The following is a 24,261-nucleotide window of genomic DNA, read 5'->3' as shown; positions in this document are numbered from 1 at the left end:
CCCCCAAGGCTCTCACGTTCTCGAGGATTCGAGCTTGAATAGTCGGTCAAGAGAGAATCGGCCGGGACCACGGGCGACGATCACAAACAGGATGGCCGCCCACCAGACGTGACTACCCCACCAGCTATCGGCATCCGGGAAGACAAGGCGTTCGATCACCAGGGTCATCGTGAGCAGTCCGGCGGCCGCCAGTCTTGACGTCAGTCCGAGGACAAGAAGGATCGGCAGAAGGATTTCCATGATACCGGCCATGTTGGCGAAGCGCTCGACAATCCATTGTGTTGTCGGTGCGTATGTGCCCGCCGCCTGGTCTGTGCACAGCACGAGGGCGCCAGCGCGCTTATCTTCCGGGCAGAAGAATTCGAACAGGAAGAGGTCGTATTTGTCAGGGTTGAATGACAGGAAGCCATTCCATTTTGTAAGCCCTGACATGAAAAATACCCGGGCCACGGCCAGGCGCGCGATAAGTAGCGCAAACGGTTCCAGCATGTTGGCCTTGCTGGTAAGCCAGCTATAACCAGCCTGCAGCCTCTGAATGAGTATCATGATTAGCTCCCCCTTGTTGAGCGATGGTGATGAACAATCCCGACGAGACGGCGCCGGCAATGAGATGCGAAAGATCAATAGACGGCTCGGCAGCCAGGGCGGCTTCACATGCATCCCCAAGTGGCGATTGGGACATGGCCGAACTGAGAAACGCGTGTTCTCCGGGATGAAGAACGCGCATCCTGACCTCTCCTTCGGGACGCCAGAAAAGAACGTGTTCAGATCGGCACGCCAGGTGCATCTGGCGGTTCGGAAGCTCGCCTGATTTCAGGTCTGTCCAAAGGGATGCCACCGCCCATTCGATGTCGATAATATTAAGGCTCGGATGCATGGTCAGGGTGGATACCATCAGGGTCGAGCCATCGATCTCGGCAAGCGCGCCCGGTGCCAGCGGGTCTGCATCTGGTGCGAGGTGGGCATTGAGCCAACCCCGGTCCAGCCGGGCGATATCTGCGAGCCAGGGCAGTCCATGTTCAGATTCAGCTGCGGCGATAAAATGAGCGAGCGACACACCGTATCCGACCAGACTCCGGGTCGAGGGCGGTTCCGCATCGGCATAGGCCCGTGCCAGGGCACTGAAAAACGCGTCGCCCATGACGGCTGCCAGTCGTAGATTGTTGGACCTGAGGGCCTCAACGCAGGCGAGGATGCCAGAATTGCGATAGACTTGCGCGCGCTGGCCCGGGTGCGCTCTGGAGTCCATCAAAGGGGTAAGCGCAGCGGCGCCGGCGCGGCCAGCAGCGAAGGACGACATGGCTTCGATATGCTGCTCAAGCCGCATCGTGTGCCGCCTCTTGTGAAGCTGTCAGTATCCGCGTGGCGTGGTGAAATTCGGCAAGCAAGTCGTCAAACGGTGGGATATTGCCATCACGTTCAACGAGGACCGGCCTGGCCCCCCATGCGTGAAGCGCAACGGCCAAAAGGTGCCACACGCCCTCACTGACGGGCGCGTCATGACTGTCGATCAGAAATTTGGCGCCAAGCCCAGGGTCTTGCGAGTGCCCTGCAACGTGAATCTCGCCGACGAGCTCGCCAGGGATTGCGCGAACATAAGCATAAGGGTCCACGCCGACATTATTTGCACTCACCCAGATATTATTGATGTCCATCAGGAGACCGCATCCGGATCGGCGGGCGACTTCCACAAGAAATTCAGGTTCGTCGAGCTCGCAGGCGAACGGCAGGTAGTTGGTGGGGTTTTCGATCAGAATTCGCCGACCGATCAAGGCCTGGAAAGCATCGACCCGGTCTGCAAGATGTATCAGCGCTTCCTGTGTACGGGGAAGCGGCAGCAGATCTGCATGGTAGCGCGTCTTGTGCGCGGAGAACGTTGCGTGCTCGGACACCTGAAACGGATCGAACCGCTCGATCAATAAACGTAGATCATGGGTGTGCTGCCTGTCGAATGGATCCAGTCCGCCGAGAGACGCGCCGACGCCGTGAAAGCTGAGCTGGCGCTTTTCGCGGATAGCAGTCAGCCAGGCCAGGCGTGGGCCGCCTTGGACCATATAGTTTTCAGGGTGAACCTCGAACCACAATCCTTCAACTTCGGTCTCGAGCGCCGGAGCAAAGTGCTCCGGTTTTAGCCCGAGACCCGCAGTGGACGGGGGGGACGGTGGAAGTTGCATGACTGTGATCCGAGGAACTCTGTTGCCGGGCTGGGATCAGGCCGGTGTATTACGATCCAGTTCGTTCAACGCAGCAGGACCTTCGGGCGAGACGATGAAGTCGCAGGAGCCTTTGGGCGCGAACGTCCAGGCATTTCCCTGGAAGTCGACGGTGGATGTGCCTTCGCAGCTTGTTCCTTTGCCGGCCTTGCAATCGTTCTCGCCAGCAAGGGCAATACCGTAACATTTGTCCTTGCGGCCTTCGATTCGCTCACCAGCCTGCCATGCCGTGAAGGCGGACTGAACGTCCGCGGGCGCATTGTCGGCCAGGGTAAGTTGAGCGTTTGGCTTCGCGTTTGCGGCGCCAGCGGCTGCGGCGAGTGCAAGGCCAGCGATCAGGGATTTTGCAATGAACGTTGTGTGCGACATATGTCTAGTCTCCAGGTTGAAATCAGCTCCGCAAGTTTGGCGGCGCAGGGTCTGAATACGTGAAGCCCTATTGAACTGAAACTCACGAAAGCGTGCGGAAGGATCAACGATCCGGCATTCCGGACTGTTCAGTCCACTATTTCTTATGCGGGGACTGACAATCCTCGCTTATATGCAATGCTGTACCACTCGCCGTGAAAGGAAATCCGACATGAGCTATTATCCGAGCCTTCCGGACCGCGCGCATCTGAGCGACCTGTTCAAACGATTCCCAAGGGGCGTCGAGCCACTGCTCGCGTTCCACGACGCTGTCCTGCGAAGCGATAGCGAGCTGTCAATTGGCGAACGGGAGCTGATAGCAGCCTGGGTCTCAGGCCTTAATCAGTGCAAGTTCTGCTATGGCGCACACAAGCTCATGGCGCACGCGTTCGATGTTGATCCGGCACTGGTCGACATGTTGTTTGAGCGATTTGACGAGGCCCCGCTTCCAGCCCGATTCCTGAAATTGCTCCCGTTCCTCGAAAAGCTCGCCCTGACTCCGTCACTTGTGCGCCGTAGCGATGTCGCGGGACTGCTGAAGGCCGGCTGGTCAGAAGAGGCGATACACGATGCCGCGCTCGTTTGCGGGCTGTATGCGTTCATGAACCGGGTGGTCGATGCCGCGGGTATTCTTCCGGGAGAAGAATATGCCGACCCGTCGCCTGAAGCCATCGAACGACGCAGGAGCGGGTCGTACCTGTCCTGGGGACGGGATGCAGGTATCACCTGAGCGCCAGTTCGGAATAATTCAGTTATCCTGTTCTTGATCGGTCAGTACAGAATACCCAGCTAGAAGGGCCTAAAGGAGAAAGACCCATGGCATTATTTGATTTGCATACCATCGACACGGCGCCTGAAGCCGCAAGGCCACTTCTGAAAGAATCCGCCAAGGCCTTCGGGAGAATCCCCAACCTGCATGCCGTCATGGCCGAAAGCCCTGAGCACCTTGAAGCCTACAAGAACCTGCATGAATTGTTCGAGCGGTCAGACCTGAGCAAGGTTGAGCGGAATGTGGTCTGGCTTACGATTAATGTTGAAAACGCCTGCCACTATTGTGTGCCAGCCCATACCGCAATCGCCATGATGCAAGGGGTCGACGAAGCGACGATCAATGCTTTGCGTGCCGGTGATGCGCTGGATGACCCCAAACTGGAGGCCTTGCGTCAATTCACGCTGGCGATTGTTCGCCAGCGGGGCGTGTTGGATACGCAGCAGGTGAGCACGTTCCTTGAGGCAGGTTATGCGAGGCGGCATGTGCTGGATGTGCTACTCGGGGTCGCCCAGAAGACCCTGTCAAATTATGTGAATCACATAGCCGATACGCCTGTTGACCCGGCTTTTGCCCGTTTTTCCTGGGTCGACCCTGTCGCGGACTAGGGGCGCAGAGGCCGCCAGAATCCGGAAATTGTGAGAAACGTCTGCAGCGGTCCCTTGCCGAAGGCTGCTGCAGACGACATTTAGGGCGCATGGCAGGAAGACCTCGCAGCTTTGACAGAGATCTGGCGCTGGACGCGCTCGTCGACGTGTTCTGGACCCACGGCTATAATGGCGCCGACGTCGACAAATTGCAGCAATCTGCCGGCATCCAGCGTGGCAGCTTCTATGCCGCCTTCAGGGACAAGCCGACCGCCTTCCTCGACGCCCTCCGCCGCTATATGGAATTCACGCTCCTTCCCCGGCTGGACATGCTTGAGGGCGAGGCTGGCCAGCGACGCGAGCTTGTGGAATTTCTCGAAGCTGTTGGCGCATTTGTCGCAAAGCAGGGAAATCGGGGGTGTATGCTGTCCGAGGCGCTCGTCCAGTCGCCCCAGTTCGACCCGGCCTTGCGCCGGCAGGTCCGGCGCATCCGTTCTGATTTGTTGCGCAAACTGAAAAGGTTGAGTGGTGGTGACGAGGCGCTGGCGTCTTTCGCTCTGGCATCCGCGCTCGGATTTCACGCACTCGCCAGATCTGGCGCGTCAAAAAAGCAGATCCTTGCTGCCTCGACCTTGGCCGCTAAGGCGATTGGGCAGCGTCGCTGAGATTTTGTCACGTCCTCATTGACGATGATATTTTAACATCGCTACCAGGTCACAGACATTGTCTTGAAACAGTCCATTTTCAGACGAATGTTTAGACCCATAGAGTGATGGATTCGCTTTATGCCGTGAAGTGTCAAGGTCGCTGTCGGGGAACAATCGCTGCAGGATGCTGGACGTGAGGGTGATCTTCACTTCGTTTACTCGCCTATCGCGCACGCGCGGCACTTTCACCGGCACTGGATCAGTGCCGGTCATTACTTCGCTTTTCGGTAAGTGACCATGACGGACCAGACGTGCCCGCCCATTCACGCAGGGTGGCCTGTCGGGGCGCAATACATCTCTTCGAACCGGGCCAGGTCTTCGGTTTTGTACGCTGGCGCTGTGATAGCTTTGGCGCCCAATCCGGCGCATTCTGGTTGCCGAGGCAGGTCAACCCGTAGAGCAACTGACCCGGACTCCTGGTATCATAACCGGCGCACATTTACTGCTCCACGCCTTTGGCATGATCCGCTCCAGGCGTGCCCTGCGTGCGATTGACGTTCTCTCAGACGCTCACATTCTGCACGAGACACATCCTGCTTATTGGCGTCATGCTCATGCGCAGTTCACCGGGCTGGGTCAGCCAGAGCGTCGTCAATTCCTCGTTTGACAGGAACTGGTTGCCCGGTTTGCCCTTGGACCTCGTGGGAAGCTGTTCGGCGATATCGTAGGTATTGCTGTAGTCCCGCGCGCTACCACGATAGTCATAACGATTCTTCACCGCCCATTTCCAAGCCGTGACGATGCTGGAGCGAATCTGACTTCCTTGACGCTGACACGGCCGCTTTACAGTGGCTTTGCGACGTTCCGTCACGAATGTCGGGCGCTCACCTAGTCTACAGCTTTAGCCTGACACCTGGACCGCCATCTTTATTTTCTTCCGGGGCTAGGAAAACAACTCCACCCGCTTCCAGCGCCCGGCACACTGCGTCCACATTGGCCGGAGTACTCGCTGAAGGCCCGCGAGCACTCTCCATCCGGCGGACGGTCGGCACAGACAGTTTCGCCATCTCAGCCAGTTTCGGCTGCGTCCAATCCAGCAGGGCGCGCGCTGCGCGAATCTGAGCGGAGGTGAGATCAGTCATTTTCTTTTTACGATCATATTTACTTAAAACGATCACGCTGTTATGGTGCGTGACACTAAACGACTCACATGTACCATAAAGGTAAACCAATGTCGCGACGCCCTCTTGGTGCGGCGGATGCTGATTCACGCGCTATTCTTGAACTCTCGCGCCGGCAAATTATCGCGGGATCAGTTGCCGTCGCAGCCGTACGAGATATCCCCGCACGGACGGATCCATCTGTCGACGCTTGCAGGGCCTGGCTTGCGCTTGAGGAAACACACCAGGATCTGGTCAGGCGTTGGCAGGCGCTCGACACCTACCTCATTCGGGAGCGCTATTGGAGCGACCTTTCCCGGCAACGATGCGCCGCCATGCCTGAAGCTGTGGAACTAGATGCAATGGACCACCGTCTGGAGGCTCTATATGAGACGCGGCAAGAACTTCTCACTGCCCTGCCAGAAGTACCGGCAAGTACCCCTCAAGGTCTCGCTCTGAAGCTTGCCATCCTCGCGATCATCGTGATGCCGGACGAGAACGAACAAGCCTACAACCTGATCACGAGCGCGCTGAAGGATCTGCACACTTTAGCATTGTGATATGCACGCCTCAGCGCGCAAGGCCTTACCTGGCTTGATCGTCATCTGGCTGGCGAGACCAGCCAACAGGTGGGCTATTCCGGGTTTGGCGGCGAGGCGCGCGAGCTTATCCGACAGCGCCGGGCCGTGCTCGTCGCGCGCGGTATCGCGCAAGCGGGCCATAGCGGGGCACTGGAACCGCAGGCGATGGAGATGCTCCATATCCGGTCGATGCATGACTATGGCCGCGCCTATGCCGGAGAAAGTGGTATGGCCTACGTTCCGTACCAGCCCGGCAGGGAGGTCTCCGGCAGGGTGATGCCCGTCAACGATGGGCAAGCTTGAGCGGCTCGAGACATAGGTGACAGATTGTACCGGACACATGGGTAACACTTTCCGCTTTGGCGGGAGGTTGCGATGCCATGGAAGGACCCATCGAAAATGGACGAGAGACTGCGTTTTGTTGCCCGGCGGCTTGAGGGCGAATCGATGACGGATCTTTGCCGGGAGAAATCGGGATCGTCTCCCTGGAACGTCGGTGGGAACCTCGCCTCGACAAGGATATTCATGAGATAAAGCGCGGCGATGAGCACATCATGGGGGTGCTTTTCCAGTGGTCGAAATTGCGCCGGGCAGGTAGGACAAGATGGAGGAGAGTCCGGAAGATCGACAAGTATCGCCTTGTATAAGTTTTCGTGAATTTAGGGACGAAGTCCTCTATCGTCAGAGATATATCCGGTCACAGACCTGCGACGCTTTCCTGAGCTGGATCAGACGAAGTCTGCGTGACCGGATAGAGGTACTCCCGGTAGGGGAGGCATTTTGGCGCGCGCAGATTGGCCGCGACTGGGAATCCGGTGATGAAGAGGCACAGCGTCGGCGCGTGCCGCTTCAGAATGAACGGACGAAGCCTTGGATCGACAAGGCATTTGAGGGCCGGGTAAATCCCAAGGGTATTTCCTGTCTTTATCTTGCGACCTCAGAATATGTGGCCATGTCCGAGTTACGGCCCTGGATCGGCGCGACGCTGTCTCTGGCCCGCTTTCGGACTGTCCGGGCGCTTAGGATCGTCGACTGTTCCCTTTTCCACACGCTCACCGAGACCGCTCCGGACAGTCGTTCAGCCAATTCGGACGAACAGGTATGGCGGGACATCGACCGGGCATTCGCGCACCTGTCCTGCGCAGTGACAACACAGCCTTCTACGCGCCAACCCAGCTGATCGCCGAGTTCTTCCGGCTGGAGGGCTTCGACGGGATTATCTATGGCAGCGCGTTTGCCGAAACAGGCCGGAATACGGCCCTGTTCGATCTCAACGGCGCCGAGCAGGTCGACGCGCACTCGTTTGAAGTGATTGGCTGACAGAGTATTACCGGAAAAGCAGCAGCGGGATCGCGCACGACCGGATGAGCGCGGTCGTTGTTGAGCCAATAATCAGGCTGCGAATGCGCGAATGGCCATAAGCGCCCATTATCAGCAGGTCTGCATCGTCGCGTTCGGTTTCCTCGGCAATGATCTTTTCTGCATGGCCGGGCCGTTCTTTTGCAACGGCCTCATAACCCGCCTTGATGAGGCGGGCTGCTGCCGCGATCCCGCCGCGGGCGATATCTGAGCCCGCTTCGGCAACGCTGAAGACGGTGATACGCGGGCGATCGGCCAAGGGAGACTGGACCAGGCTGTCGAGTGCCTTACGCGCGCTGACTCCGTCATCGAACGCGAACACGGCATGCTGGATCGGCTTGAACGTCCGGCTGGCGATCAGAACCGGCCGGTGGACGGCTCGCACGACGCGCTCAAGATTTGAGCCAAGATGGAGCTTCTCAAAGTCTGCGCCTTCGCCGCGCTTGCCCATGACGATGAGGTCGCCGGCCCGCTTGACGAGGGAGTCGGCAATCTCCCCGGTGCGCAAGGCGAGGCTGACGTTCCCGATGCCCTGGCTTTCGAGGCGCTGCTGGGCAGCGTCGAGAATGGCACGGCCCCGCTCCTTGTCGAGCTGCGCGGTGCGGGCATCATGCTCAACAAGATCATCCAGGAGCGATGAACGGGCGCCGAGGCCGATGGCGCCTGACAGGTCCGTTGGCAAGGCGCCGGATTTTTGGGTGCTCAGAACATGGAGAAGCTCAATGTCCCCGCCATACTGGCGGGCTGCCCAAGCGGCATGGTCGCAGACGCTGTGGGTATAAACCGAGCCATCGATGAGTGCGAGAATATGGGTCATTGTCGTTCCTCCCTAGTGCGACATCAGCTTGTCGATCGCACCAGGCTTGTCGTGGATGGCGAGCTTGTCGACGATGGTTTCGCTGGCTTCGTTGAGGCCGATGATTTCAACTTTAGCACCTTCGCGCCTGAATTTCAGCACGATCATATCGAGCGCGGCCACGCTGGAAATGTCCCAGATATGGGCCTGGCTTACATCAATGATCACCTCATCGAGCGCTTCCTTCAGATCGAAGGCGGCATTGAAGGCCTCCACCGACGCGAAGAACACCTGGCCTTCCACCCTGTAGCGGCGCGTGCGGCCGCCTGCGGACAGTTCCGATGAGACCCGGAAAATCTGAGAAATCTTTCCGGCGAAAAACACGCCGGACAGTAGCACGCCGATCAGTACCCCGATGGCGAGGTTATGGCTGAAGATAACGCCGGCAACAGTCGCTAGCATGACGATCGACGAGCTGCGCGGATGGACCCGCAGGTTTTTGAGCGACGACCAGCTGAACGTGCCGATGGAGACCATGATCATGATGGCGACAAGGGCAGCCATCGGGATACGGCTCACCCAGTCTCCGATCAGGAGGATCATGGCCAGCAGGAAAATGCCCGCAGATAGCGTCGAAAGTCGTCCGCGGCCGCCTGATTTTATGTTGATGATTGACTGGCCGATCATGGCGCAGCCCGCCATGCCGCCGAAGAAACCGGTGATCGTATTGGCAACGCCCTGGCCAACACATTCGCGGTTCCGGTCGCTCGGCGTGTCGGTGAGTTCATCGACTATCGTGGCCGTCATCAGGGACTCAAGCAGGCCGACGACGGCGACGGCGAGCGCATAAGGGAAGATGATTTGCAGGGTTTCCAAGGTCAGCGGGATGTCCGGGATCAGGAACATTGGCAGGGTGGCGGGCAACTCGCCCATATCGCCGACGGTGCGGACATCCAGGCCGAAAGCAATGGCGATGGCCGAGAGCGCAATGATGCAGATAAGGGGCGAGGGCACCGCACGCGTGAGCAGGGGGAAGAGATAGATGATGGCCAGGCCAAGAGCGACCATTGGATAGGTCAGCATCGGGACACCCACGAGTTCGGGAATCTGGGCGAGGAAGATCAGGATGGCCAGGGCATTGACGAAGCCTGTAATGACCGAACGTGAGACGAACCGCATCAGCTGGCCAAGTCTGAGGAGGCCAGCTAGAATTTGAAGAAGACCTGCCAGGACGGTCGCCGCGAGCAGATATTCAAGACCATGATCCTTCACCAAGGTGACCATGAGCACGGCAGTTGCGGCGGTCGCCGCTGAGATCATACCGGGGCGCCCACCCGCGATGGCGGTGACGACCGCGATACAGAATGAGGCGTAAAGTCCAACCTTTGGATCGACGCCCGCGATAATTGAGAAAGCAATAGCTTCGGGAATGAGGGCGAGAGCCACGACAAGGCCGGCGAGCAGGTCACCGCGAATATTGAAAAACCAAATGTCCTTTAAAGAGGTGAGGGCTGGCAGCGGCATTGGGGTTATTTCCCTCTTGCAGATCGGGTGCGCTTGCACCTCTCAAGGCGGCAAACGCGAGCGTGTGACTTCGATTTCGGATAATTAGACTGAACGCATCCAGCAGCATGCAGCGGCGCAGCACATGCACCGGATAGAGCGTGCGGACACGTTTTGCAAGATCCTGCGCCATGAGCGGCTAGCAAAAGCTGCATTGGCCTGTCAGCAGGTAGGTTGGCGAGGGGCAGGCCTTGTTGTGCCAAGGCTAGATTGATGGCGCTAATTTGGTACAGCCGCAGATCCCAAGCTTAAGCCACGCCATTTTGTAATCACAGGGGCGGGAGTTCGAGTCTCCCAACCGGCACCACTGGAAACAAGGGCTTGGCGCCTTTTGAAATTGGTGGCCGCGATGCGAGGAAGCACACAGGGAGGCCCCGCATCACCCCTTAACGTGTGAAAGCGGCCAGAAGATGGGAATGATGACAACGGCGACGATGAGCATAAGATTGGAGGGGGGGGTGAAGAGAATTGAACCCTCGTATTTAGATTGGAACGGTTAAAACTCGGTCCCGAATCCTGCGGCAACGATCAATCTCGTTCATTACGGTTGCACCATACCCGGCTTTTTTGTGGGGCGGGTTGTGGGGCGAAATTGTTTAAAAATAGAAATAACACAATAAAAACAATTAGTTGCGTGAGGTTGTTGGCTCCGCGAGTAGGACTCGAACCTACGACCGGGCGATTAACAGTCGCCTGCTCTACCAACTGAGCTATCGCGGATCAGCCGAGAGCGGGTCAATAGCAGACCGTCAGGCCGGTTCAAGCCCCAACATGCTGCTCTCGTCCAAAAAGTTCTTGGCACCAGACAAAAAAATGGCGGAAGCTGAAAGCTCCCGCCGAGGCGTTGGGTGATGGTGGGTGTCTCCAAGAGAAGACAGTGCCAATCTCACTGGAATTGGTTAATGCGGCGTAAATGGTTTGCCGCCAAACGCACATAATTGGCGCAAGTCTGCGTTAAGGCTGACAAAAGGCTGGAATGTGTTCTGGAGGCTCCACCCGGAATCGAACCGGGGTGCGCGGATTTGCAATCCGCTGCGTCACCACTCCGCCATAGAGCCTGACCAGAGGGGCGTCACTAGCAAGCAATAGGCAGGCTTTCAATCTGCGTTTTCATTGCCCCTTGCGTTTATCGCGCATTGCTCCCGTCGCCGCCCATGCTAAAGGGCGGTCATATGTCCGTTTTGCCAGAGGAAAGCGTGCGCCCATGGATTTTGACGCAGCCCGCGAGATCATGGTGGATAGCCAGATCCGCCCGAACGATGTCACTGACGCGCCGATTGTTTCGGCTTTCCTGCGTACGCCGCGCGAAGCGTTCGTGCCCAATTCACGCAAATCGGTTGCCTATTCCGAGCTCGAAATCGTCACATCCCCCGGCCGCGCGCTGTGGATCGCGCGCGATACGGCCAAGCTGATCAAGCTGGCGGGCATCAAGCCAAGCGATATCGTGCTCGTGATCGGTGCAGGCGCTGGCTATGAAGCGGCGCTGATCAGCCATCTGTCCGAGACCGTGATTGCACTGGAAGAGACGACTGAACTGGTTGATGCCATGTCCGCGCGTTTCGCGTCCCTCAACCTCGATCGTGCTGTCGCTGTTGAAGGCAGGATCGACGCGGGCCTGCCGGACCAGGCACCTTTTGACGTGGTTTATGTCTGCGGCATGGTCGAGACTGTCCCCGAAGCCTGGACAGCCCAGCTGGCAGACGGCGGCCGCCTGGTTGCTGTCGTGACCGAGCGCGAAGGGCTTGGCCGGGGAACCGTGTTCACCAAGGCCGGCGATTCGGTGGCTGCGCGCGACGGATTTGACGCCTGCCCACCCCGTTTTGCGCAATTCGACCGCAAGCGATCTTTCGTGTTCTGATTCGGCCTGCGCTGAATTGGCCGCATTGTTAATTCGCTGGAAAAGTGAACAGTGTTCACTGATCTGCCGGGTATGGCTATAAGCCGTTCGGAAGACCGGGACGTCAGGGAGTTCAGGATGAGTGTAAAGTATCGGTGCTTGATGGGCGCAGCCGCCATTGCGATATGGAGCAGTGCCCCTGCAGTGGGTGACACGCTTGATGAGGCAGTTGCGTCGGCTTTCGCCACCAATCCGCAACTCGACATTCAGCGATCCGAGACCGACATTGCCCGCGAAAGCCTCGAACAGGCACGTTCCGGCAAGCGGCCGACCGTGAATATCATCGGCAGCGCCGGTTACGAATATGTCGACACGACATCGCCATTTGCATTCGGCCTGGGCGACCGGCCCATTGCCAGCGCACAGGTGCAGGCCGTGCAGCCGCTCTATACGGGCGGACGTGTCAGCGCGGGCATCCGCCAGGCCAAAGCTGGAATCAATGCTGCCAAGTCCCAGTTCGATGCGGTCGAGCAGGACCTGATCCTTCAGGTGGTTTCGGCCTATGTCGACGTGCGGCGTGACCGCGAAGCGGTGGCAATCCGCAAGAACAATGTCGAAGTGACGAGCGAGCAGGTACGCGCGGCGGATGACCGGTTTGAGGTCGGCGTCGTGACGCGAACCGACGTGTCGCTCGCCAATGCCCGCCTTGAAGGGGCCCGCGCGGCCCTTGCCGGAGCAGAAGCCGCGCTGGAGACCAGCGAAGCCAATTATGAGTTCCTCACCAGCCTGAAACCGGGCGAACTGGCGCCGCCGCCACCCATTCCGCCACTGCCCGCATCGCTCGAGGAGGCTGTAGCCGTTGCGCTTGATGGCAATCCGGACCTTGAAGCAGCGCGCCATTCTGAACGTGCCGCCGGCGAGGCCATCGAGGTTGCCCGTGCGCAATACAAGCCCCAGATCAACATTGTCGGCACGGCTGGTGTCGAGCAGACCTATGGTGACCCGGAGCAGCGCAACACGAGCGTCTCGGCCGTGGCGCAAGGGTCGATCCCGCTCCTCTCGGGCGGCCTGATCAAGAGCCAGGTGAGCTCTGCCCGCCTTCGCCGGAGCCAGGCACGCAACCAGATCGACCTGCTCGAGCGGCAGATACGCGCCCAGGTCGCACAAGCCTGGTACGGCTATGACGCGTCGCTGCGGGCCATCGAAGCGTCCCGGCGTCAGGTCGATGCGGCCGAAATTGCCTATGAAGGCGCCAAGGAAGAGCTGGCTGTCGGCGTTCGCACCACGCTGGATGTGCTGGACCAGGAGCAGCAATTGTTCGAGGCGCGCCTCGCGCTGGTCCAGTCCGAACGGGATGCCTATGTCGCGGCCTATCGCCTGCTGCGGGCGGCTGGCGAGCTGGACAAGCCGGTGCCCATTGGCACAGTGGCGACTTCAGAATAAGGTTAACAGCGTCAAGTGGTTGTTAACCGATACGACTTACCCCTTAATCTGTACTGATTCTGATGGGTAAAATGTAAGGGGCTGACATGGCCAACGAAGCGCACAAGGAACCGACGATGGAGGAAATCCTCGCGTCGATCCGCAAGATCATCTCGGAAGATGATGCCAGTAATGCGCGCCGCCCCGGTACGCCGACAGCGGTGCGTGAAGATCCCGTCGCAATGGACGAGGATGGCGACGACGATTATTCGGAACCGGCTTTCGAGGCCGCGCAGGATGAACTCGACGAAGTGATGTTCGATTCCGAGACAGACGATGATTATGAGACCTTCGAATCCGATGACACGGATTTCGAGAGCGACGCAGCCAGCCCCTTCCAGGGTGTGCTCGAAGCGGCGCGTGCCGCCGAAATGCCAGAGCCTGCGCCGGTCTTCAGACATGTGCCGGAGCCGGCACCGGCACCGGCGCCCGCACCCGCGCCTCGTCCAGCCCCGCGCGCCCAATCCCATGCGCCAAAGGAGACCGACATGCCTGCCAGTGCGCGCTACCAGCAGACCGTCCTGACCGATGATCATACGGCCGATGCCGCCGCCGGTTCACTCGGCAAACTGATCTCGAAAATGGATCTCGGCGGCGACAACACGATCGAGGGTCTCGTGCGGGAACTGCTCAAGCCTATGATCAAGGAATGGCTCGATGCCAACCTGCCGTCGATTGTCGAGCAGAAGGTCGAAGCCGAGGTACAGCGCATCGCCCGCATGGCGCGCTAGCCTCACCCGACAAATTCGTTATAGGGAAGGGCGCGCCGTAACAGGCGCGCCTTTTCTTTTGCCCAGACCACGCCGGAACCCCACAATCCCATGCTCGACCAACGATTTGACCCTGCCGAAGCCGAAACCCGCATCTATGAGGCCTGGGAGGCGGCGGGCTGTTTCAGGCCTTCCGGCGACACCAGCGCGCAGGCCTATTCCATCGTCATCCCCCCGCCGAATGTCACCGGCGTGCTGCATATGGGCCACGCCCTGAACAATACGCTTCAGGATGTGCTGGTCCGGTTCGAGCGGATGCGCGGCAAGAACGTGCTGTGGCAGGCAGGCACGGACCATGCCGGGATCGCGACGCAGATGGTGGTAGAGCGCCAGCTCGCCGAGGCGGGCAATGAAAGCCGCCGCGAGATGGGCCGTGACGCCTTCGTTGACCGCGTCTGGTCGTGGAAAGAGGAATCCGGCGGCGCGATCGTCGGCCAGCTGAAGCGGCTCGGCGCTTCGTGCGACTGGTCGCGCGAAGCCTTCACGATGGGCGACCGCAACGATCCCGACAATAACATGATGCGCGCCGTGACCAAGGTGTTCGTCGAACTCTACAACAAGGGCCTGATCTACCGCGACAAGCGCCTCGTGAACTGGGACCCGCATTTCCAGACGGCGATTTCGGACCTTGAAGTCGACCAGCGCGAGGTCGCGGGCCATTACTGGCACCTGCGCTATCCGCTGGCGGATGGTGTGACCTACGAACATCCAGTCAAGGATGAAGACGGCAATGTCACCGGCGCCGAGACGCGCAATTACATCGTGGTCGCCACGTCGCGCCCGGAAACCATGCTCGGCGATACGGGCGTTGCCGTTCACCCGGATGACGCACGCTATGCGGGCCTTGTCGGCAAGTTCGTGGAGCTTCCCATCGTCGGCCGCCGTGTGCCGATCATTGCAGACGAGTACGCGAACCCGGAAAAGGGCTCCGGCGCGGTGAAGATCACCCCGGCCCATGATTTCAACGACTTTGAAGTCGGCAAGCGCGCAGGGCATACGCCGCTGAACATCCTGAACGCCACGGCGCACATCGTTGATGGCGCGGACGCGGAGGCGGCTAGCATTCCTTTGGAATTGCGCGGGCTCGACCGGTTCGATGCGCGCAAGAAAGTGGTCGAGGCTTTCGAGGCGCTCGAACTGATGCAGGAAATCGAGAGCCTGAAGATTGAACAACCCTTCGGCGACCGCTCGAACGTGGTCATCGAGCCCTGGATGACGGACCAGTGGTATGTCGACGCCAAGACCATGGCCCAGCCCGCCATTGCGGCGGTGAAGGAAGGCAAGACCCGGTTCGTGCCCGAAAACTGGGAGAAGACCTATTATAACTGGATGGACAATATCCAGCCCTGGTGCGTCAGCCGCCAGCTCTGGTGGGGGCACCGGATTCCGGCTTGGTTTGGTGAAGAAGTCGATAGCGACGGTATCGTTTCCGAGTCCGGAAGATTTATCGAGTTTGTGGCCTCCTCCGAAGAAGAAGCCCTTGAAAAGGCGAAGGCGTATTACCCATCGTCTTCTAAGGTCAGTGTTGGGGCTAACGTTGGACATACCGCAGAAGAAGACGATGAAGGGCGGATGATACCAACACACATTTACCTTAAGCAGGACGAAGACGTCCTCGACACATGGTTCTCGTCTGCCCTCTGGCCGTTCTCGACCATGGGCTGGCCGGACAAGACGACTGAACTTGAAACCTTCTACCCCACCGCGACGCTGATCACCGCCTTCGACATCATCTTCTTCTGGGTTGCACGGATGATGATGATGGGCATCGAGTTCATGGGGGAAGTTCCGTTCAAGGATGTTTATATCCACGCGCTCGTCCTCGACGAGAAGGGCCAGAAAATGTCGAAGTCCAAGGGCAATGCCATGGACCCGCTGGAACTGATCGACGAATACGGCGCCGATGCCCTGCGCTTCACGATGGGCCGCATGGCCGGGCAGGGGCGCAATATCCGCCTGTCGAAACAGGCCGTCGAAGGCAACCGCAATTTCGCGACCAAGCTGTGGAACGCCGCCCGCTTTGCCGAGATGAACGAGTGCGGCGCGCCGGGCGAGATTGACTTTGCCAGGGTGACGAGTCCCGTGAACCGCTGGGTGCTGGGCGAGCTTGCCGCCTGTGAGGCCGAGGCCACGAAAGCCATCGAAGAGTATCGCTTCAACGATGCCGCCGGCGCGCTCTACAAGTTCATCTGGAACGTGCTGTGCGACTGGTATCTCGAACTGATAAAGCCGCTGCTGATGGGCATGGATGATGCAGCCAAGCAGGAAACGCGCGACGTGTGCGGCTATGTCCTCGATGAGACGCTGAAACTGCTCCACCCGTTCATGCCGTTTGTGACCGAGGAATTGTGGGAGCGCCGCGCTGCGGGCCGCGCCGAGTCCCAGGGCTTCCTGATGCACCAGTCATGGCCCAAATACGACATTACGCGGGACAGTGACGCCGATGATGAAATCGAGTGGGTGCTGGACCTGATCACCGAGATTCGGTCGCTCCGCAACGACCTTGGCGTGCCGGCCGGTTCGAAGATTCCCCTGTCGCTGGTTAGCGCCGGGCCGGTCATCGAGGACCGCGCCTTTCGCCATGAGGACATATTGAAGCGCCTCGCGCGCCTTGAAGACATTGTCCTCGACGAAACCGTTCCGGCAGGGGCGGTGTCGACTGTCGTTGGCGAAACGGTGGTTGCGCTGAACATTGCCGATCAGATTGACGTTGACGAAGCGCGCAAGCGTCTCGACAAGGAAATCGCCCAGCTCGACAAAGATATCACCTCGACCGAGAAGAAGCTCGGCAATGAGGCCTTCGTGTCCAAGGCGCCGCCGGAAATCGTCGAGGAGAACCGCGAGCGCATCGTGGACTGGACGGATCGCCGCGTGAAGCTGTCTGCAGCCCGGAAAAGCCTTGAAGGCCTTTAGGCAATCGGTCCATCCTGTATGCAGCAATGCTGGAGGCAAAGATGACCCTGAAAACCCTGATGGCCTTTGTGGCGGCGTCATCCGTTCTGGTGGCCTGCGCGACCCCGGTGGCGCCTGAGCCTGCGGCACCGGAATGGCATCTCGCCATCCATGGCGGGGCAGGGGTCATCCTGCGCGAAAACCTGTCGCCCGAACAGGAAGCGGCCTATGTCGCGGGCCTGACAGAGGCGATGGAAGCGGGGGCGGCAGTGCTGCGCGCGGGCGGCAGCGCGGTGGATGCCGTGCAGGCCGCCGTCCTGCCTATGGAAGACAACCCGATCTTCAATGCCGGTTATGGCGCAGTGTTTGCCGCCAACGGCACGCATGAGCTGGATGCCTCCATCATGGACGGACGCGATCGCAATGCGGGCTCCGTGGCGGGCGTGATGCGCGTCAGGAATCCGATCATTGCGGCGCGCGCCGTGATGGACAAGTCCGAACATGTCATGTTCGCCGGGGCGGGCGCCGATGCTTTTGCCGAAATGCACGGGCTCGAAATGGTGGAGAACGCGTACTTTGACACTGAAAGGCGCCGGAACGACCTGGAGCGCTTGCTGGAATCGCGCGTCGGCACGCCCATCGCATCGCGGCGCACGGCGGCAGACCGCTTCGGAACCGTTGGCGCCGTCGCTATCGACAGCCAGGGCAACCTTGCCGCCGCAACCACCACAGGCGGCATGACCGCCAAGGCGCCGGGGCGTGTCGGCGATGCGCCGCTGGTCGGCGCGGCGACCTATGCGGAGAATGGGGTGTGTGCTGTTTCAGCCACCGGCCACGGCGAATACTTCATCCGTGTCGGCGTCGCCAAGACGATCTGCGACCGGGTGAAATTCACCGGCGAAACCATTGGCCAGGCGGCAAGGGTAGCGCTGGGTGAAGTCGCGGCTTTGGGCGGCGACGGCGGCGTGATCGTGATTGACGGTCAGGGCCATGTCGATTTTGTGTTCAATTCCGCAGGCATGTACCGGGGCGAGATCAGTGCCAGCGGCGCTACCACCGCCATTTTCGGCAACGAATAGCGCAGCACAGGCGAACAGCGTTGCAGGAACGAGCGGCCTCAGCAAGTGCTGAGCAAAAATCGGCACCTGCGGGGCACAAATTGCCGGTCGCGGCGACCATTCGCCCCTTTTCCGCATGAGAATTGCGCGCTAGTGCGGATGGCTGAACCTACGGAAGATCTGACATGACCAAGACCTGGGACAAATCCAAGCTGCCTTCTCGCCATGTGACGGAAGGCCCGGAACGCGCGCCGCACCGTTCCTATTATTACGCGATGGGGCTTTCGACCAAGGACATCAAGAAGCCGTTTGTCGGGGTCGCGTCCTGCTGGAACGAGGCCGCGCCATGTAACACGGCGCTGATGCGTCAGGCGCATGCTGCCAGCAAGGGCGTGAAGGCGGCGGATGGTACGCCGCGCGAGTTCTGCACGATCACGGTCACCGACGGCATCGCGATGGGCCATGAGGGGATGCGGTCGTCCCTGGTCAGCCGCGAAGTGATTGCAGACTCGGTCGAGCTGACAATGCGCGGCCATTCCTATGATGCGCTTGTGGGCGTTGCGGGGTGCGACAAGTCGCTGCCCGGCATGATGATGGCCATGCTGCGTCTCAACGTGCCGTCGGTCTTCATCTATGGCGGTTCGATTCTGCCCGGCCGCTTCGAAGGCAAGGATGTAACCGTTATGGACGTGTTCGAGGCCGTGGGCGCCCATGCCGCCGGTTCCAATGAGATGACCGAGGAAAAGCTGCACGCGCTTGAAAAGCTCGCCTGTCCCGGCGATGGGGCCTGCGGCGGCCAGTTCACGGCCAACACGATGGCCTGCGTATCGGAGGCCATCGGCCTTGCGCTGCCGCTTTCATCGGCCCTGCCGGCGCCTTACCTGGAACGCGACGAATACTGCGTCGAGAGCGGCAAGGCCGTGATGAACCTGATCGATAAGAATATCCGCCCGCGCGACATCTGCACGCGCAAGGCGTTCGAGAACGCCGCCGTGGTTGTCGCCGCGACGGGCGGATCGACCAATGCCGGCCTGCACCTGCCTGCGATGGCGCATGAATGCGGCGTCCAGTTCGACCTGAAGGACGTGGCCGAAATTTTCGCAAAGACGCCCTATATCGCCAGCCTCAAGCCCGGCGGCGAATACGTTGCCAAGGATTTCGGTGAGGCAGGCGGCGTGCCCATGCTGATGAAGACGCTGTATGATGCGGGCCTGATCCATGGCGACTGCATGACGGTCACCGGCAAGACCGTGGCGGAAAACCTGAAAGATGTCGTCTTCAACAAGGACCAGAAAGTCATCCGCGAGGCTTCCGATCCGATCTCGCCGAATGGTGGGGTGGTCGGCCTGTGGGGCTCGCTTGCGCCAAGCGGGGCCATCGTGAAAGTAGCGGGTCTTGCGAACCTTACCTTCACCGGTCCGGCGCGTGTGTTCGATGGCGAGGCAGCCTGTTTCAAGGCCGTCAGCGAGCGCAACTACAAGGAAGGCGACGTCCTGGTCATCCGCTATGAAGGGCCCAAGGGCGGTCCCGGCATGCGCGAGATGCTGTCGACAACGGCGGCGCTCTACGGCCAGGGCATGGGCGACAAGGTGGCCCTCATCACGGATGGGCGTTTCAGCGGCGCGACTCGCGGGTTTTGCGTCGGCCATGTCGGACCGGAAGCGGCCGATGCGGGCCCGATCGGCCTGCTCAAGGATGGCGACATCATCACACTCGACGCCATCAAGGGCACGATTGATGTCCGGCTGACGCCCTCCCAGCTGGAAGACCGCAAGCGCAACTGGAAGCCGCGCAAGACGATGTATGGCTCGGGCGCCCTTGAGAAGTTCGCAAAACTGGTCGGGCCAGCCCATGAGGGCGCGGTCACCCATTCCGGGTTCGAAGGCGAGGGTCACGTCTACGCGGATATTTGAGGCCTTCCGGCGCGGGACCGGCTCAGTCTAGTATTCGGCAATCACCATTTGAGAGACTTGCCGAATGACTGACGACACGCCTGACCTGCCCGGTGGCGGCCCCGACCCGATTGACCCGGCGATCACCAGTGCCCTGTCGAGCCTGCCGGAGGGTTTCGGCCATTTTGCGCGCATCTTCCAGAATGAGATCCGCCCCGCCCTGCAGGCGCGGGAAGGCGATCGGATTGCGGCTGTCGCGAAGGCGCGGCAGGCGCGGTATGTCGGTGGCGGCATCGGGATTGCCGGTGTCCTGATCGGCCTGTTCGTTGCCAAGCTTCCGATCCTGGCCGTCGTCGCGGCGATGGTCGGGTTCGGCTATGTCTGGTGGGGGGCACGCGATGTCACAAAGCTCGGCAAGGAAGCAAAGACCCTGCTGGTCGCGCCCGTCGCCCGCCAGTTCGAGCTGAACTTCACCGAAAGCCCGGGGCAGGTCGCCTCAATATACCAGCATCGTGAAGTCGGCATCGTTCCCGGCTGGGATCGCGCCAGTTACGAGGACCTGGTCACTGGCACGCGCAAGGGGGTCGCCTTCGAACTGTTCGAAGCGCATCTCGAAGAGCGGCGGAGATCGACTGATTCAAAAGGGCGGACGCAGACACGCTGGGTGACCGTGTTCAAGGGCCAGTGCCTGCGCTTCCAGTTCGACAAGACATTCTATGGCCGCACGCTGGTCACGCGTGATGCCGGGTTCTTCAACCGGTTCGGCGGCGGCAACGGGATGCAGCGGGCGATGCTGGAAGACCCGGAATTCGAGCGTATTTTCGAAGTCTACACGACAGACCAGGTCGAGAGCCGCTACCTGCTGACTCCCGACCTGATGCAGAAGCTGGTCGATATGGAAAAGGCGTTCCATGGCGGCAAGCTGAAATGCTGCTTCGATGGCGGCGAGCTTTTCGTCACGCTACAGGGCAGCGACCTGTTCGAACCCGGCAGCATGTTCAAGCGCCTCGACGACCCGGACCGGGTGCGTGAATTGCTCAGCGATTTTGCCGCCGTGTTCAACATCATCGATGTAGTGGTCGCCAAGCGCCGCCGCCCGGAACCGGGCGGGGGCGCCTGATCTCATGCCGGGTGGGCAGGCAGGGTGAACGCGGCGAGCAGCGTGATCGGCAAGGTCAGCGTCCATTTCGGCGCCCATCGAGCGGCGCTCAGTTCGGCCGGAATGTCCAGCGGTGCGACCAGCTGATCGAGCGTCACGGCGCGATTGGCGGCCACCTGGGGGAGGGGACGGGTAACTGTCATGTTGGACGAGGCGTTAGTCATGTCTGTTCTCCAGCTAAGCCCACTATGTGAGCGAACAATCACAAATTTATATGAGAATGCGGCCAAAATGTGGCAAAGTGAATGTTTGCTCATTTTTTAATATACGGGCACTCCTGCAGATCAATTCCGGCGCAAACCGCACCCAATTGGGGCGTCGCGGTGGCACGAACATTCAGGTTTGCTTCAGCCGGGTTCCCGCATTAGGGAGGCACGCAAATGCGAGACGCCTGCCCATGATCCGATCTTTCCTTGTTTCGATTGTCCTTTTGGCTGCCCTGCCGGCGGCCGCAGATACTCTGTCCCCGAAACAGGCTGAACGCTGCAAGGCCATGCAGGCGACGCTGGCGCCAAAGCAGGCCGAGATTCTCGCGGCGACCGAAAAGCGCGACGCGCTTGCCGCGAAGGCCGAAGCCCTGGGTGAGCAGTTTGAAGACGCCCAGGTCATGCGCCTTGCGTCATCCTCGCACGCACAGGCTGCTGATGCGGCAAAGGCGGAATTTGATGCGGCACGGCGCGCCTTTGCGCAGGCGGAATTCGCGTTGCAATCCAATGCGCGCCAGTTCAATCAGGATGTGGCTGACTACAACCGGTCATGCTCGCCTGCAAAATAGGCATCAGCCAGAAAAAGTTCCGATGACCGGCACATGGTCAGACGGCTTGTCCAGCGTTCTGGCCTTGCGATAGATTTCGACCCCCGTTAGCCGGTCTGCTGCCTGCGGCGAACACAGGAGGTGGTCGATCCGGATGCCGTGGTCCTTCTGGAAGGCACCGCCCTGATAATCCCAGAAAGTGTATTGGTGCGCGCGGCCGTCGCAGGTTTCGAAAACATCGGTCAGGCCGAGATGCTTCAGTCGCCGGAATGCCTGGCGGGATTCGGGCAGGGCGAGCGCGTCATCGGCCCAGACGGTCTCGTCCCAGCTGTCATTGATGCCGGGGATCACGTTGTAATCGCCGCACAATACGAAGGCTTCCTCGGTTTTCAGCAATTCGCGGGCGTGGCCTTCCAGCGCGTCCATCCATTCCAGCTTGTAATCGTATTTCTGGCCCGGGGCGGGGTTTCCATTGGGCAGGTAGAGGCCGCCCACGCGGATCGGCCTGTCCGCCATCACCAGCGCCTCGATATAGCGTGACTGGTCATCTTCCATAGTCGACAGGCCGCGCTGGACATCGTCGAGCGGGTATTTCGACAGGATGGCCACGCCATTGTAGGATTTTTGCCCGTGAACCGCGCAGGTCCAGCCCAGCTCTTCCAGCTCCAGATAGGGAAAGCCGTCAGTCTCGCATTTGAGTTCCTGAAGGCAAACGACGTCGCAATCGATTGCGCCCAGCACTTCCAGAACGGTGGAAAGGCGGGCCTTGATCGAGTTGACATTCCATGTGGCGATACGCATGCCACTTCCTTTAACAGCTTCGCCCCATTGTTCCAGCCGGAACGCGGCGCTATGCTGCATTGCGAAACAAGCATTCAGGAGGCCCCCATGGGCTCAATCGGACCTCTCCAGATCGTCCTCGTCATCGTGGTAGCGCTGCTGCTGTTCGGTGGCCGCGGACGGATTTCCTCGATCATGGGCGATATGGCCAAGGGTGTGCGCTCGTTCCGCAAGGGGCTCGCGGATGATGACGAACCGAAGGCCGTCGACAAGGACGATCTCGTCAATGTGACCCCGAAGAAAGACGAGTCGAAAGCCTCGTCATAATGTTCCTGGTGGAGGGCGCATAATGCTGCCCGGCGTCGGATTTTCCGAACTCCTTCTGCTGGCCCTTGCGGCGCTCATCATCGTGGGCCCGAAGGACCTGCCATTCATGATGCGCAAGCTCGGCCAGATGGTCGGCAAGGCGCGCGGCATGGCGCGCGAATTCCAGGCGGCCTTCGAGGATATCGCTCGCCAGAGCGAACTCGAAGACCTGCGCAAGGAGATCGAGGATCTCAAGCGCAATAATGCCATGACCGCCGCCCAGGACGACCTCGCCAATATGGAAAGCGACATCAACGCCGCCGTCATGCGCAAGGAGGCGGCTGAAGCCGAAACCCCGCAGGCAGAGCCCAAGTCCAAGGACGATGCTGCGTGAATACGGTCCCGCCCAAAGACGAAGAGCCGGAAATCCTCGACGAAGTGGAAGCCAGCCGGGCGCCGCTGCTGGAGCACCTGACAGAGCTACGGTCGCGCCTGATCTTCTCGCTGGTCGCGCTGGGCATTGCCGCGCTCGGCTGTTTTTTCGTCGCCCAGCCGATCTATGACTTCCTGCTAGCCCCCTTCGCCGCCAAGGCGGAAGCCGTTCGCGGTGCACCGCTGGAGCTGATCTTCACCGCGCCGATGGAATTCTTCTTCGCCAAGGTGAAGCTGGCGCTGTTCGCGGGCATCTTTCTGGCTTTCCCCGTGATCGCCTGGCAGGTCTATTCCTTTGTCGCGCCGGGCCTCTACAAGCAGGAACGCGGGGCGTTCTGGCCCTTCCTGGTCGTTGCACCGCTCCTGTTCGCGACCGGTGCTGCATTCGTCTACATCCTGATGCTGCCAATGCTGGCGCGCTTCTCGATTTCGCAGGAGCAGATCGACAGCGGCGTCGCCACGATCAAGCTGTTACCCAAGGTTTCGGAATATCTGTCGCTGGTCATGGCGCTGATGCTGGCCTTCGGGATTTCCTTCCAGCTGCCGGTGATCCTCACGCTGCTGGCGAAAATCGGCCTCGTCTCGGCGCAGATGCTGATCAGCGGCCGCAAGTATGCGATCGTCGCCATCCTGGCTTTTGCTGCCGTGTTCACGCCGCCGGATATCATCTCCCAGCTCCTGCTGACCGGGCCGGTCTACCTCCTGTATGAAGTCTCCATCTTCTGCGTGAAGCTGATCGAGAAGAAGCAGGACAAGCAGGACGCCGCAGCCGCCGCCGAGTAGGCATTTTTGGTGCGGTGCATGGTTGCATTGACC

The 24,261-nt window shown here is 60.1% G+C and carries 30 protein-coding genes, 2 tRNA genes and 1 pseudogene; 19 read left to right on the top strand and 14 right to left on the bottom strand.

What is annotated here, in order from left to right; all coding sequences use genetic code 11:
• Positions 1-12: 12 nt before the first annotated feature.
• Genes VR74_RS00965 through VR74_RS00950 form a run of 4 tightly spaced genes read right to left on the bottom strand, consistent with a single transcriptional unit; the run spans position 13 to position 2,582 of the window.
• Positions 13-546 (bottom strand): DoxX family protein, encoded by a 534-nt coding sequence (locus VR74_RS00965; protein WP_034742394.1) that lies wholly within the window; start codon positions 544-546, stop codon positions 13-15.
• Complete coding sequence (locus tag VR74_RS00960; protein WP_034742391.1) at positions 512-1,327, bottom strand: putative DNA-binding domain-containing protein; 816 nt, start codon at positions 1,325-1,327, stop codon at positions 512-514. The genes VR74_RS00965 and VR74_RS00960 overlap by 35 nt, the downstream gene beginning before the upstream one ends.
• Positions 1,317-2,174: a DUF692 domain-containing protein gene (locus VR74_RS00955; protein WP_034742387.1), complete on the bottom strand. Its 858-nt coding sequence runs from the start codon at positions 2,172-2,174 to the stop codon at positions 1,317-1,319. The genes VR74_RS00960 and VR74_RS00955 overlap by 11 nt, the downstream gene beginning before the upstream one ends.
• Before the next feature lie 36 nt (positions 2,175-2,210).
• Positions 2,211-2,582, bottom strand: coding sequence for a DUF2282 domain-containing protein (locus tag VR74_RS00950; RefSeq protein WP_045693610.1), 372 nt, complete (start codon positions 2,580-2,582; stop codon positions 2,211-2,213).
• Positions 2,583-2,793: 211 nt separating this feature from the next.
• On the opposite strand from VR74_RS00950, the gene VR74_RS00945 reads away from it, so the two are divergent.
• The 3 genes from VR74_RS00945 to VR74_RS20250 all read left to right on the top strand — a co-directional run bounded on the left by VR74_RS00945 (position 2,794) and on the right by VR74_RS20250 (position 4,642).
• Complete coding sequence (locus VR74_RS00945; RefSeq protein ID WP_045693608.1) at positions 2,794-3,351, top strand: peroxidase-related enzyme; 558 nt, start codon at positions 2,794-2,796, stop codon at positions 3,349-3,351.
• A gap of 86 nt (positions 3,352-3,437) precedes the next feature.
• Complete coding sequence (locus tag VR74_RS00940) at positions 3,438-3,998, top strand: carboxymuconolactone decarboxylase family protein (RefSeq protein ID WP_034742382.1); 561 nt, start codon at positions 3,438-3,440, stop codon at positions 3,996-3,998.
• Between the two features lie 89 nt (positions 3,999-4,087).
• On the top strand, positions 4,088-4,642 hold the full coding sequence (locus VR74_RS20250) for a TetR/AcrR family transcriptional regulator (RefSeq protein WP_051615537.1): 555 nt from the start codon (positions 4,088-4,090) through the stop codon (positions 4,640-4,642).
• 15 nt (positions 4,643-4,657) lie between these two features.
• Here the strand turns inward: VR74_RS20250 and VR74_RS20245 are convergent, their stop codons facing one another.
• A complete protein-coding gene (locus tag VR74_RS20245; protein ID WP_241765747.1) occupies positions 4,658-4,897 on the bottom strand; it encodes a hypothetical protein in 240 nt (79 codons plus the stop codon).
• A gap of 145 nt (positions 4,898-5,042) precedes the next feature.
• Here VR74_RS20245 and VR74_RS21455 point away from each other — a divergent pair, with 145 nt between their 5' ends.
• The gene (locus VR74_RS21455; RefSeq protein ID WP_155839367.1) at positions 5,043-5,291 is read left to right on the top strand and encodes a DUF2840 domain-containing protein; all 249 of its coding nucleotides are present in this window, start codon (positions 5,043-5,045) and stop codon (positions 5,289-5,291) included.
• On the opposite strand, the gene VR74_RS00930 is transcribed toward VR74_RS21455, so the two are convergent.
• Together VR74_RS00930 and VR74_RS20240 are read right to left on the bottom strand one after the other, a co-directional pair.
• Positions 5,187-5,402, bottom strand: coding sequence for a hypothetical protein (locus VR74_RS00930; RefSeq protein ID WP_034742379.1), 216 nt, complete (start codon positions 5,400-5,402; stop codon positions 5,187-5,189). The two genes, VR74_RS21455 and VR74_RS00930, sit on opposite strands and share 105 nt — an antisense overlap.
• A 115-nt stretch (positions 5,403-5,517) precedes the next feature.
• Positions 5,518-5,766, bottom strand: a complete 249-nt coding sequence (locus tag VR74_RS20240) for a helix-turn-helix transcriptional regulator (protein WP_081812274.1) — start codon at positions 5,764-5,766, stop codon at positions 5,518-5,520.
• 89 nt (positions 5,767-5,855) lie between these two features.
• Here VR74_RS20240 and VR74_RS00925 point away from each other — a divergent pair, with 89 nt between their 5' ends.
• The 4 genes and pseudogenes from VR74_RS00925 to VR74_RS20235 all read left to right on the top strand — a co-directional run bounded on the left by VR74_RS00925 (position 5,856) and on the right by VR74_RS20235 (position 7,685).
• A complete protein-coding gene (locus VR74_RS00925; protein WP_034742376.1) occupies positions 5,856-6,344 on the top strand; it encodes a hypothetical protein in 489 nt (162 codons plus the stop codon).
• Between the two features lie 24 nt (positions 6,345-6,368).
• Positions 6,369-6,668 (top strand): annotated as a pseudogene (locus VR74_RS00920) (DUF3363 domain-containing protein); the annotation flags it as partial.
• A gap of 301 nt (positions 6,669-6,969) precedes the next feature.
• Entirely contained in the window at positions 6,970-7,545 is a 576-nt protein-coding gene (locus VR74_RS21450; protein WP_081812272.1) for an RES domain-containing protein, read from the top strand.
• Positions 7,467-7,685 (top strand): RES family NAD+ phosphorylase, encoded by a 219-nt coding sequence (locus tag VR74_RS20235; RefSeq protein ID WP_051615536.1) that lies wholly within the window; start codon positions 7,467-7,469, stop codon positions 7,683-7,685. Before VR74_RS21450 ends, VR74_RS20235 begins: the two co-directional genes overlap by 79 nt.
• A gap of 7 nt (positions 7,686-7,692) precedes the next feature.
• Here the strand turns inward: VR74_RS20235 and VR74_RS00910 are convergent, their stop codons facing one another.
• From VR74_RS00910 to VR74_RS00895, 5 genes are all read right to left on the bottom strand, one after another.
• Positions 7,693-8,541 (bottom strand): universal stress protein, encoded by an 849-nt coding sequence (locus tag VR74_RS00910; RefSeq protein WP_034742371.1) that lies wholly within the window; start codon positions 8,539-8,541, stop codon positions 7,693-7,695.
• 12 nt (positions 8,542-8,553) lie between these two features.
• Complete coding sequence (locus VR74_RS00905) at positions 8,554-10,044, bottom strand: SulP family inorganic anion transporter (protein WP_206741482.1); 1,491 nt, start codon at positions 10,042-10,044, stop codon at positions 8,554-8,556.
• Positions 9,986-10,216, bottom strand: a complete 231-nt coding sequence (locus tag VR74_RS20230) for a hypothetical protein (RefSeq protein ID WP_155839356.1) — start codon at positions 10,214-10,216, stop codon at positions 9,986-9,988. The genes VR74_RS00905 and VR74_RS20230 overlap by 59 nt, the downstream gene beginning before the upstream one ends.
• A 511-nt stretch (positions 10,217-10,727) precedes the next feature.
• A tRNA-Asn gene (locus tag VR74_RS00900) sits at positions 10,728-10,803 on the bottom strand.
• A 264-nt stretch (positions 10,804-11,067) separates the two neighbouring features.
• Positions 11,068-11,141 (bottom strand) — tRNA-Cys (locus tag VR74_RS00895).
• Between the two features lie 146 nt (positions 11,142-11,287).
• Between VR74_RS00895 and VR74_RS00890 the strand changes: the two genes are divergently transcribed.
• From VR74_RS00890 to VR74_RS00860, 7 genes are all read left to right on the top strand, one after another.
• Complete coding sequence (locus VR74_RS00890; protein WP_045693606.1) at positions 11,288-11,941, top strand: protein-L-isoaspartate O-methyltransferase; 654 nt, start codon at positions 11,288-11,290, stop codon at positions 11,939-11,941.
• A 117-nt stretch (positions 11,942-12,058) separates the two neighbouring features.
• Positions 12,059-13,363, top strand: a complete 1,305-nt coding sequence (locus VR74_RS00885) for a TolC family outer membrane protein (protein WP_045693605.1) — start codon at positions 12,059-12,061, stop codon at positions 13,361-13,363.
• An 86-nt stretch (positions 13,364-13,449) separates the two neighbouring features.
• On the top strand, positions 13,450-14,133 hold the full coding sequence (locus tag VR74_RS00880; protein ID WP_045693604.1) for a DUF2497 domain-containing protein: 684 nt from the start codon (positions 13,450-13,452) through the stop codon (positions 14,131-14,133).
• A gap of 90 nt (positions 14,134-14,223) precedes the next feature.
• Positions 14,224-17,085 (top strand): valine--tRNA ligase, encoded by a 2,862-nt coding sequence (locus VR74_RS00875; protein WP_045693603.1) that lies wholly within the window; start codon positions 14,224-14,226, stop codon positions 17,083-17,085.
• A 41-nt stretch (positions 17,086-17,126) separates the two neighbouring features.
• Positions 17,127-18,143, top strand: coding sequence for an isoaspartyl peptidase/L-asparaginase family protein (locus VR74_RS00870; RefSeq protein WP_045693643.1), 1,017 nt, complete (start codon positions 17,127-17,129; stop codon positions 18,141-18,143).
• Positions 18,144-18,307: 164 nt separating this feature from the next.
• Positions 18,308-20,035: a dihydroxy-acid dehydratase gene (ilvD, locus tag VR74_RS00865; protein WP_045693602.1), complete on the top strand. Its 1,728-nt coding sequence runs from the start codon at positions 18,308-18,310 to the stop codon at positions 20,033-20,035.
• Positions 20,036-20,099: 64 nt separating this feature from the next.
• Positions 20,100-21,134: a DUF3137 domain-containing protein gene (locus tag VR74_RS00860; protein WP_045693601.1), complete on the top strand. Its 1,035-nt coding sequence runs from the start codon at positions 20,100-20,102 to the stop codon at positions 21,132-21,134.
• A 2-nt stretch (positions 21,135-21,136) separates the two neighbouring features.
• On the opposite strand, the gene VR74_RS00855 is transcribed toward VR74_RS00860, so the two are convergent.
• Positions 21,137-21,337, bottom strand: coding sequence for a hypothetical protein (locus tag VR74_RS00855; protein WP_299949259.1), 201 nt, complete (start codon positions 21,335-21,337; stop codon positions 21,137-21,139).
• Between the two features lie 233 nt (positions 21,338-21,570).
• On the opposite strand from VR74_RS00855, the gene VR74_RS00850 reads away from it, so the two are divergent.
• Entirely contained in the window at positions 21,571-21,948 is a 378-nt protein-coding gene (locus VR74_RS00850) for a hypothetical protein (protein ID WP_045693597.1), read from the top strand.
• 3 nt (positions 21,949-21,951) lie between these two features.
• Here the strand turns inward: VR74_RS00850 and VR74_RS00845 are convergent, their stop codons facing one another.
• The gene (locus VR74_RS00845; RefSeq protein ID WP_045693595.1) at positions 21,952-22,728 is read right to left on the bottom strand and encodes an exodeoxyribonuclease III; all 777 of its coding nucleotides are present in this window, start codon (positions 22,726-22,728) and stop codon (positions 21,952-21,954) included.
• An 87-nt stretch (positions 22,729-22,815) separates the two neighbouring features.
• On the opposite strand from VR74_RS00845, the gene VR74_RS00840 reads away from it, so the two are divergent.
• The 3 genes from VR74_RS00840 to tatC are packed head-to-tail and all read left to right on the top strand — an operon-like array spanning position 22,816 to position 24,228.
• Positions 22,816-23,034 carry a twin-arginine translocase TatA/TatE family subunit gene (locus VR74_RS00840; RefSeq protein ID WP_045693642.1) on the top strand — a complete coding sequence of 73 codons (219 nt, stop codon included), beginning with the start codon at positions 22,816-22,818 and terminating at the stop codon, positions 23,032-23,034.
• 22 nt (positions 23,035-23,056) lie between these two features.
• Positions 23,057-23,407 carry a Sec-independent protein translocase protein TatB gene (tatB, locus tag VR74_RS00835; protein WP_299949257.1) on the top strand — a complete coding sequence of 117 codons (351 nt, stop codon included), beginning with the start codon at positions 23,057-23,059 and terminating at the stop codon, positions 23,405-23,407.
• Positions 23,404-24,228 (top strand): twin-arginine translocase subunit TatC, encoded by an 825-nt coding sequence (gene tatC, locus VR74_RS00830; protein WP_299949255.1) that lies wholly within the window; start codon positions 23,404-23,406, stop codon positions 24,226-24,228. Before tatB ends, tatC begins: the two co-directional genes overlap by 4 nt.
• Positions 24,229-24,261: the final 33 nt, after the last annotated feature.

The organism is Hyphomonas sp. BRH_c22 (assembly GCF_000961795.1).
Taxonomy (GTDB): Bacteria; Pseudomonadota; Alphaproteobacteria; order Caulobacterales; family Hyphomonadaceae; genus Hyphomonas.
Note: the sequence above shows the minus strand (reverse complement) of the source record. Positions and strands in the feature narration are given on the sequence as shown.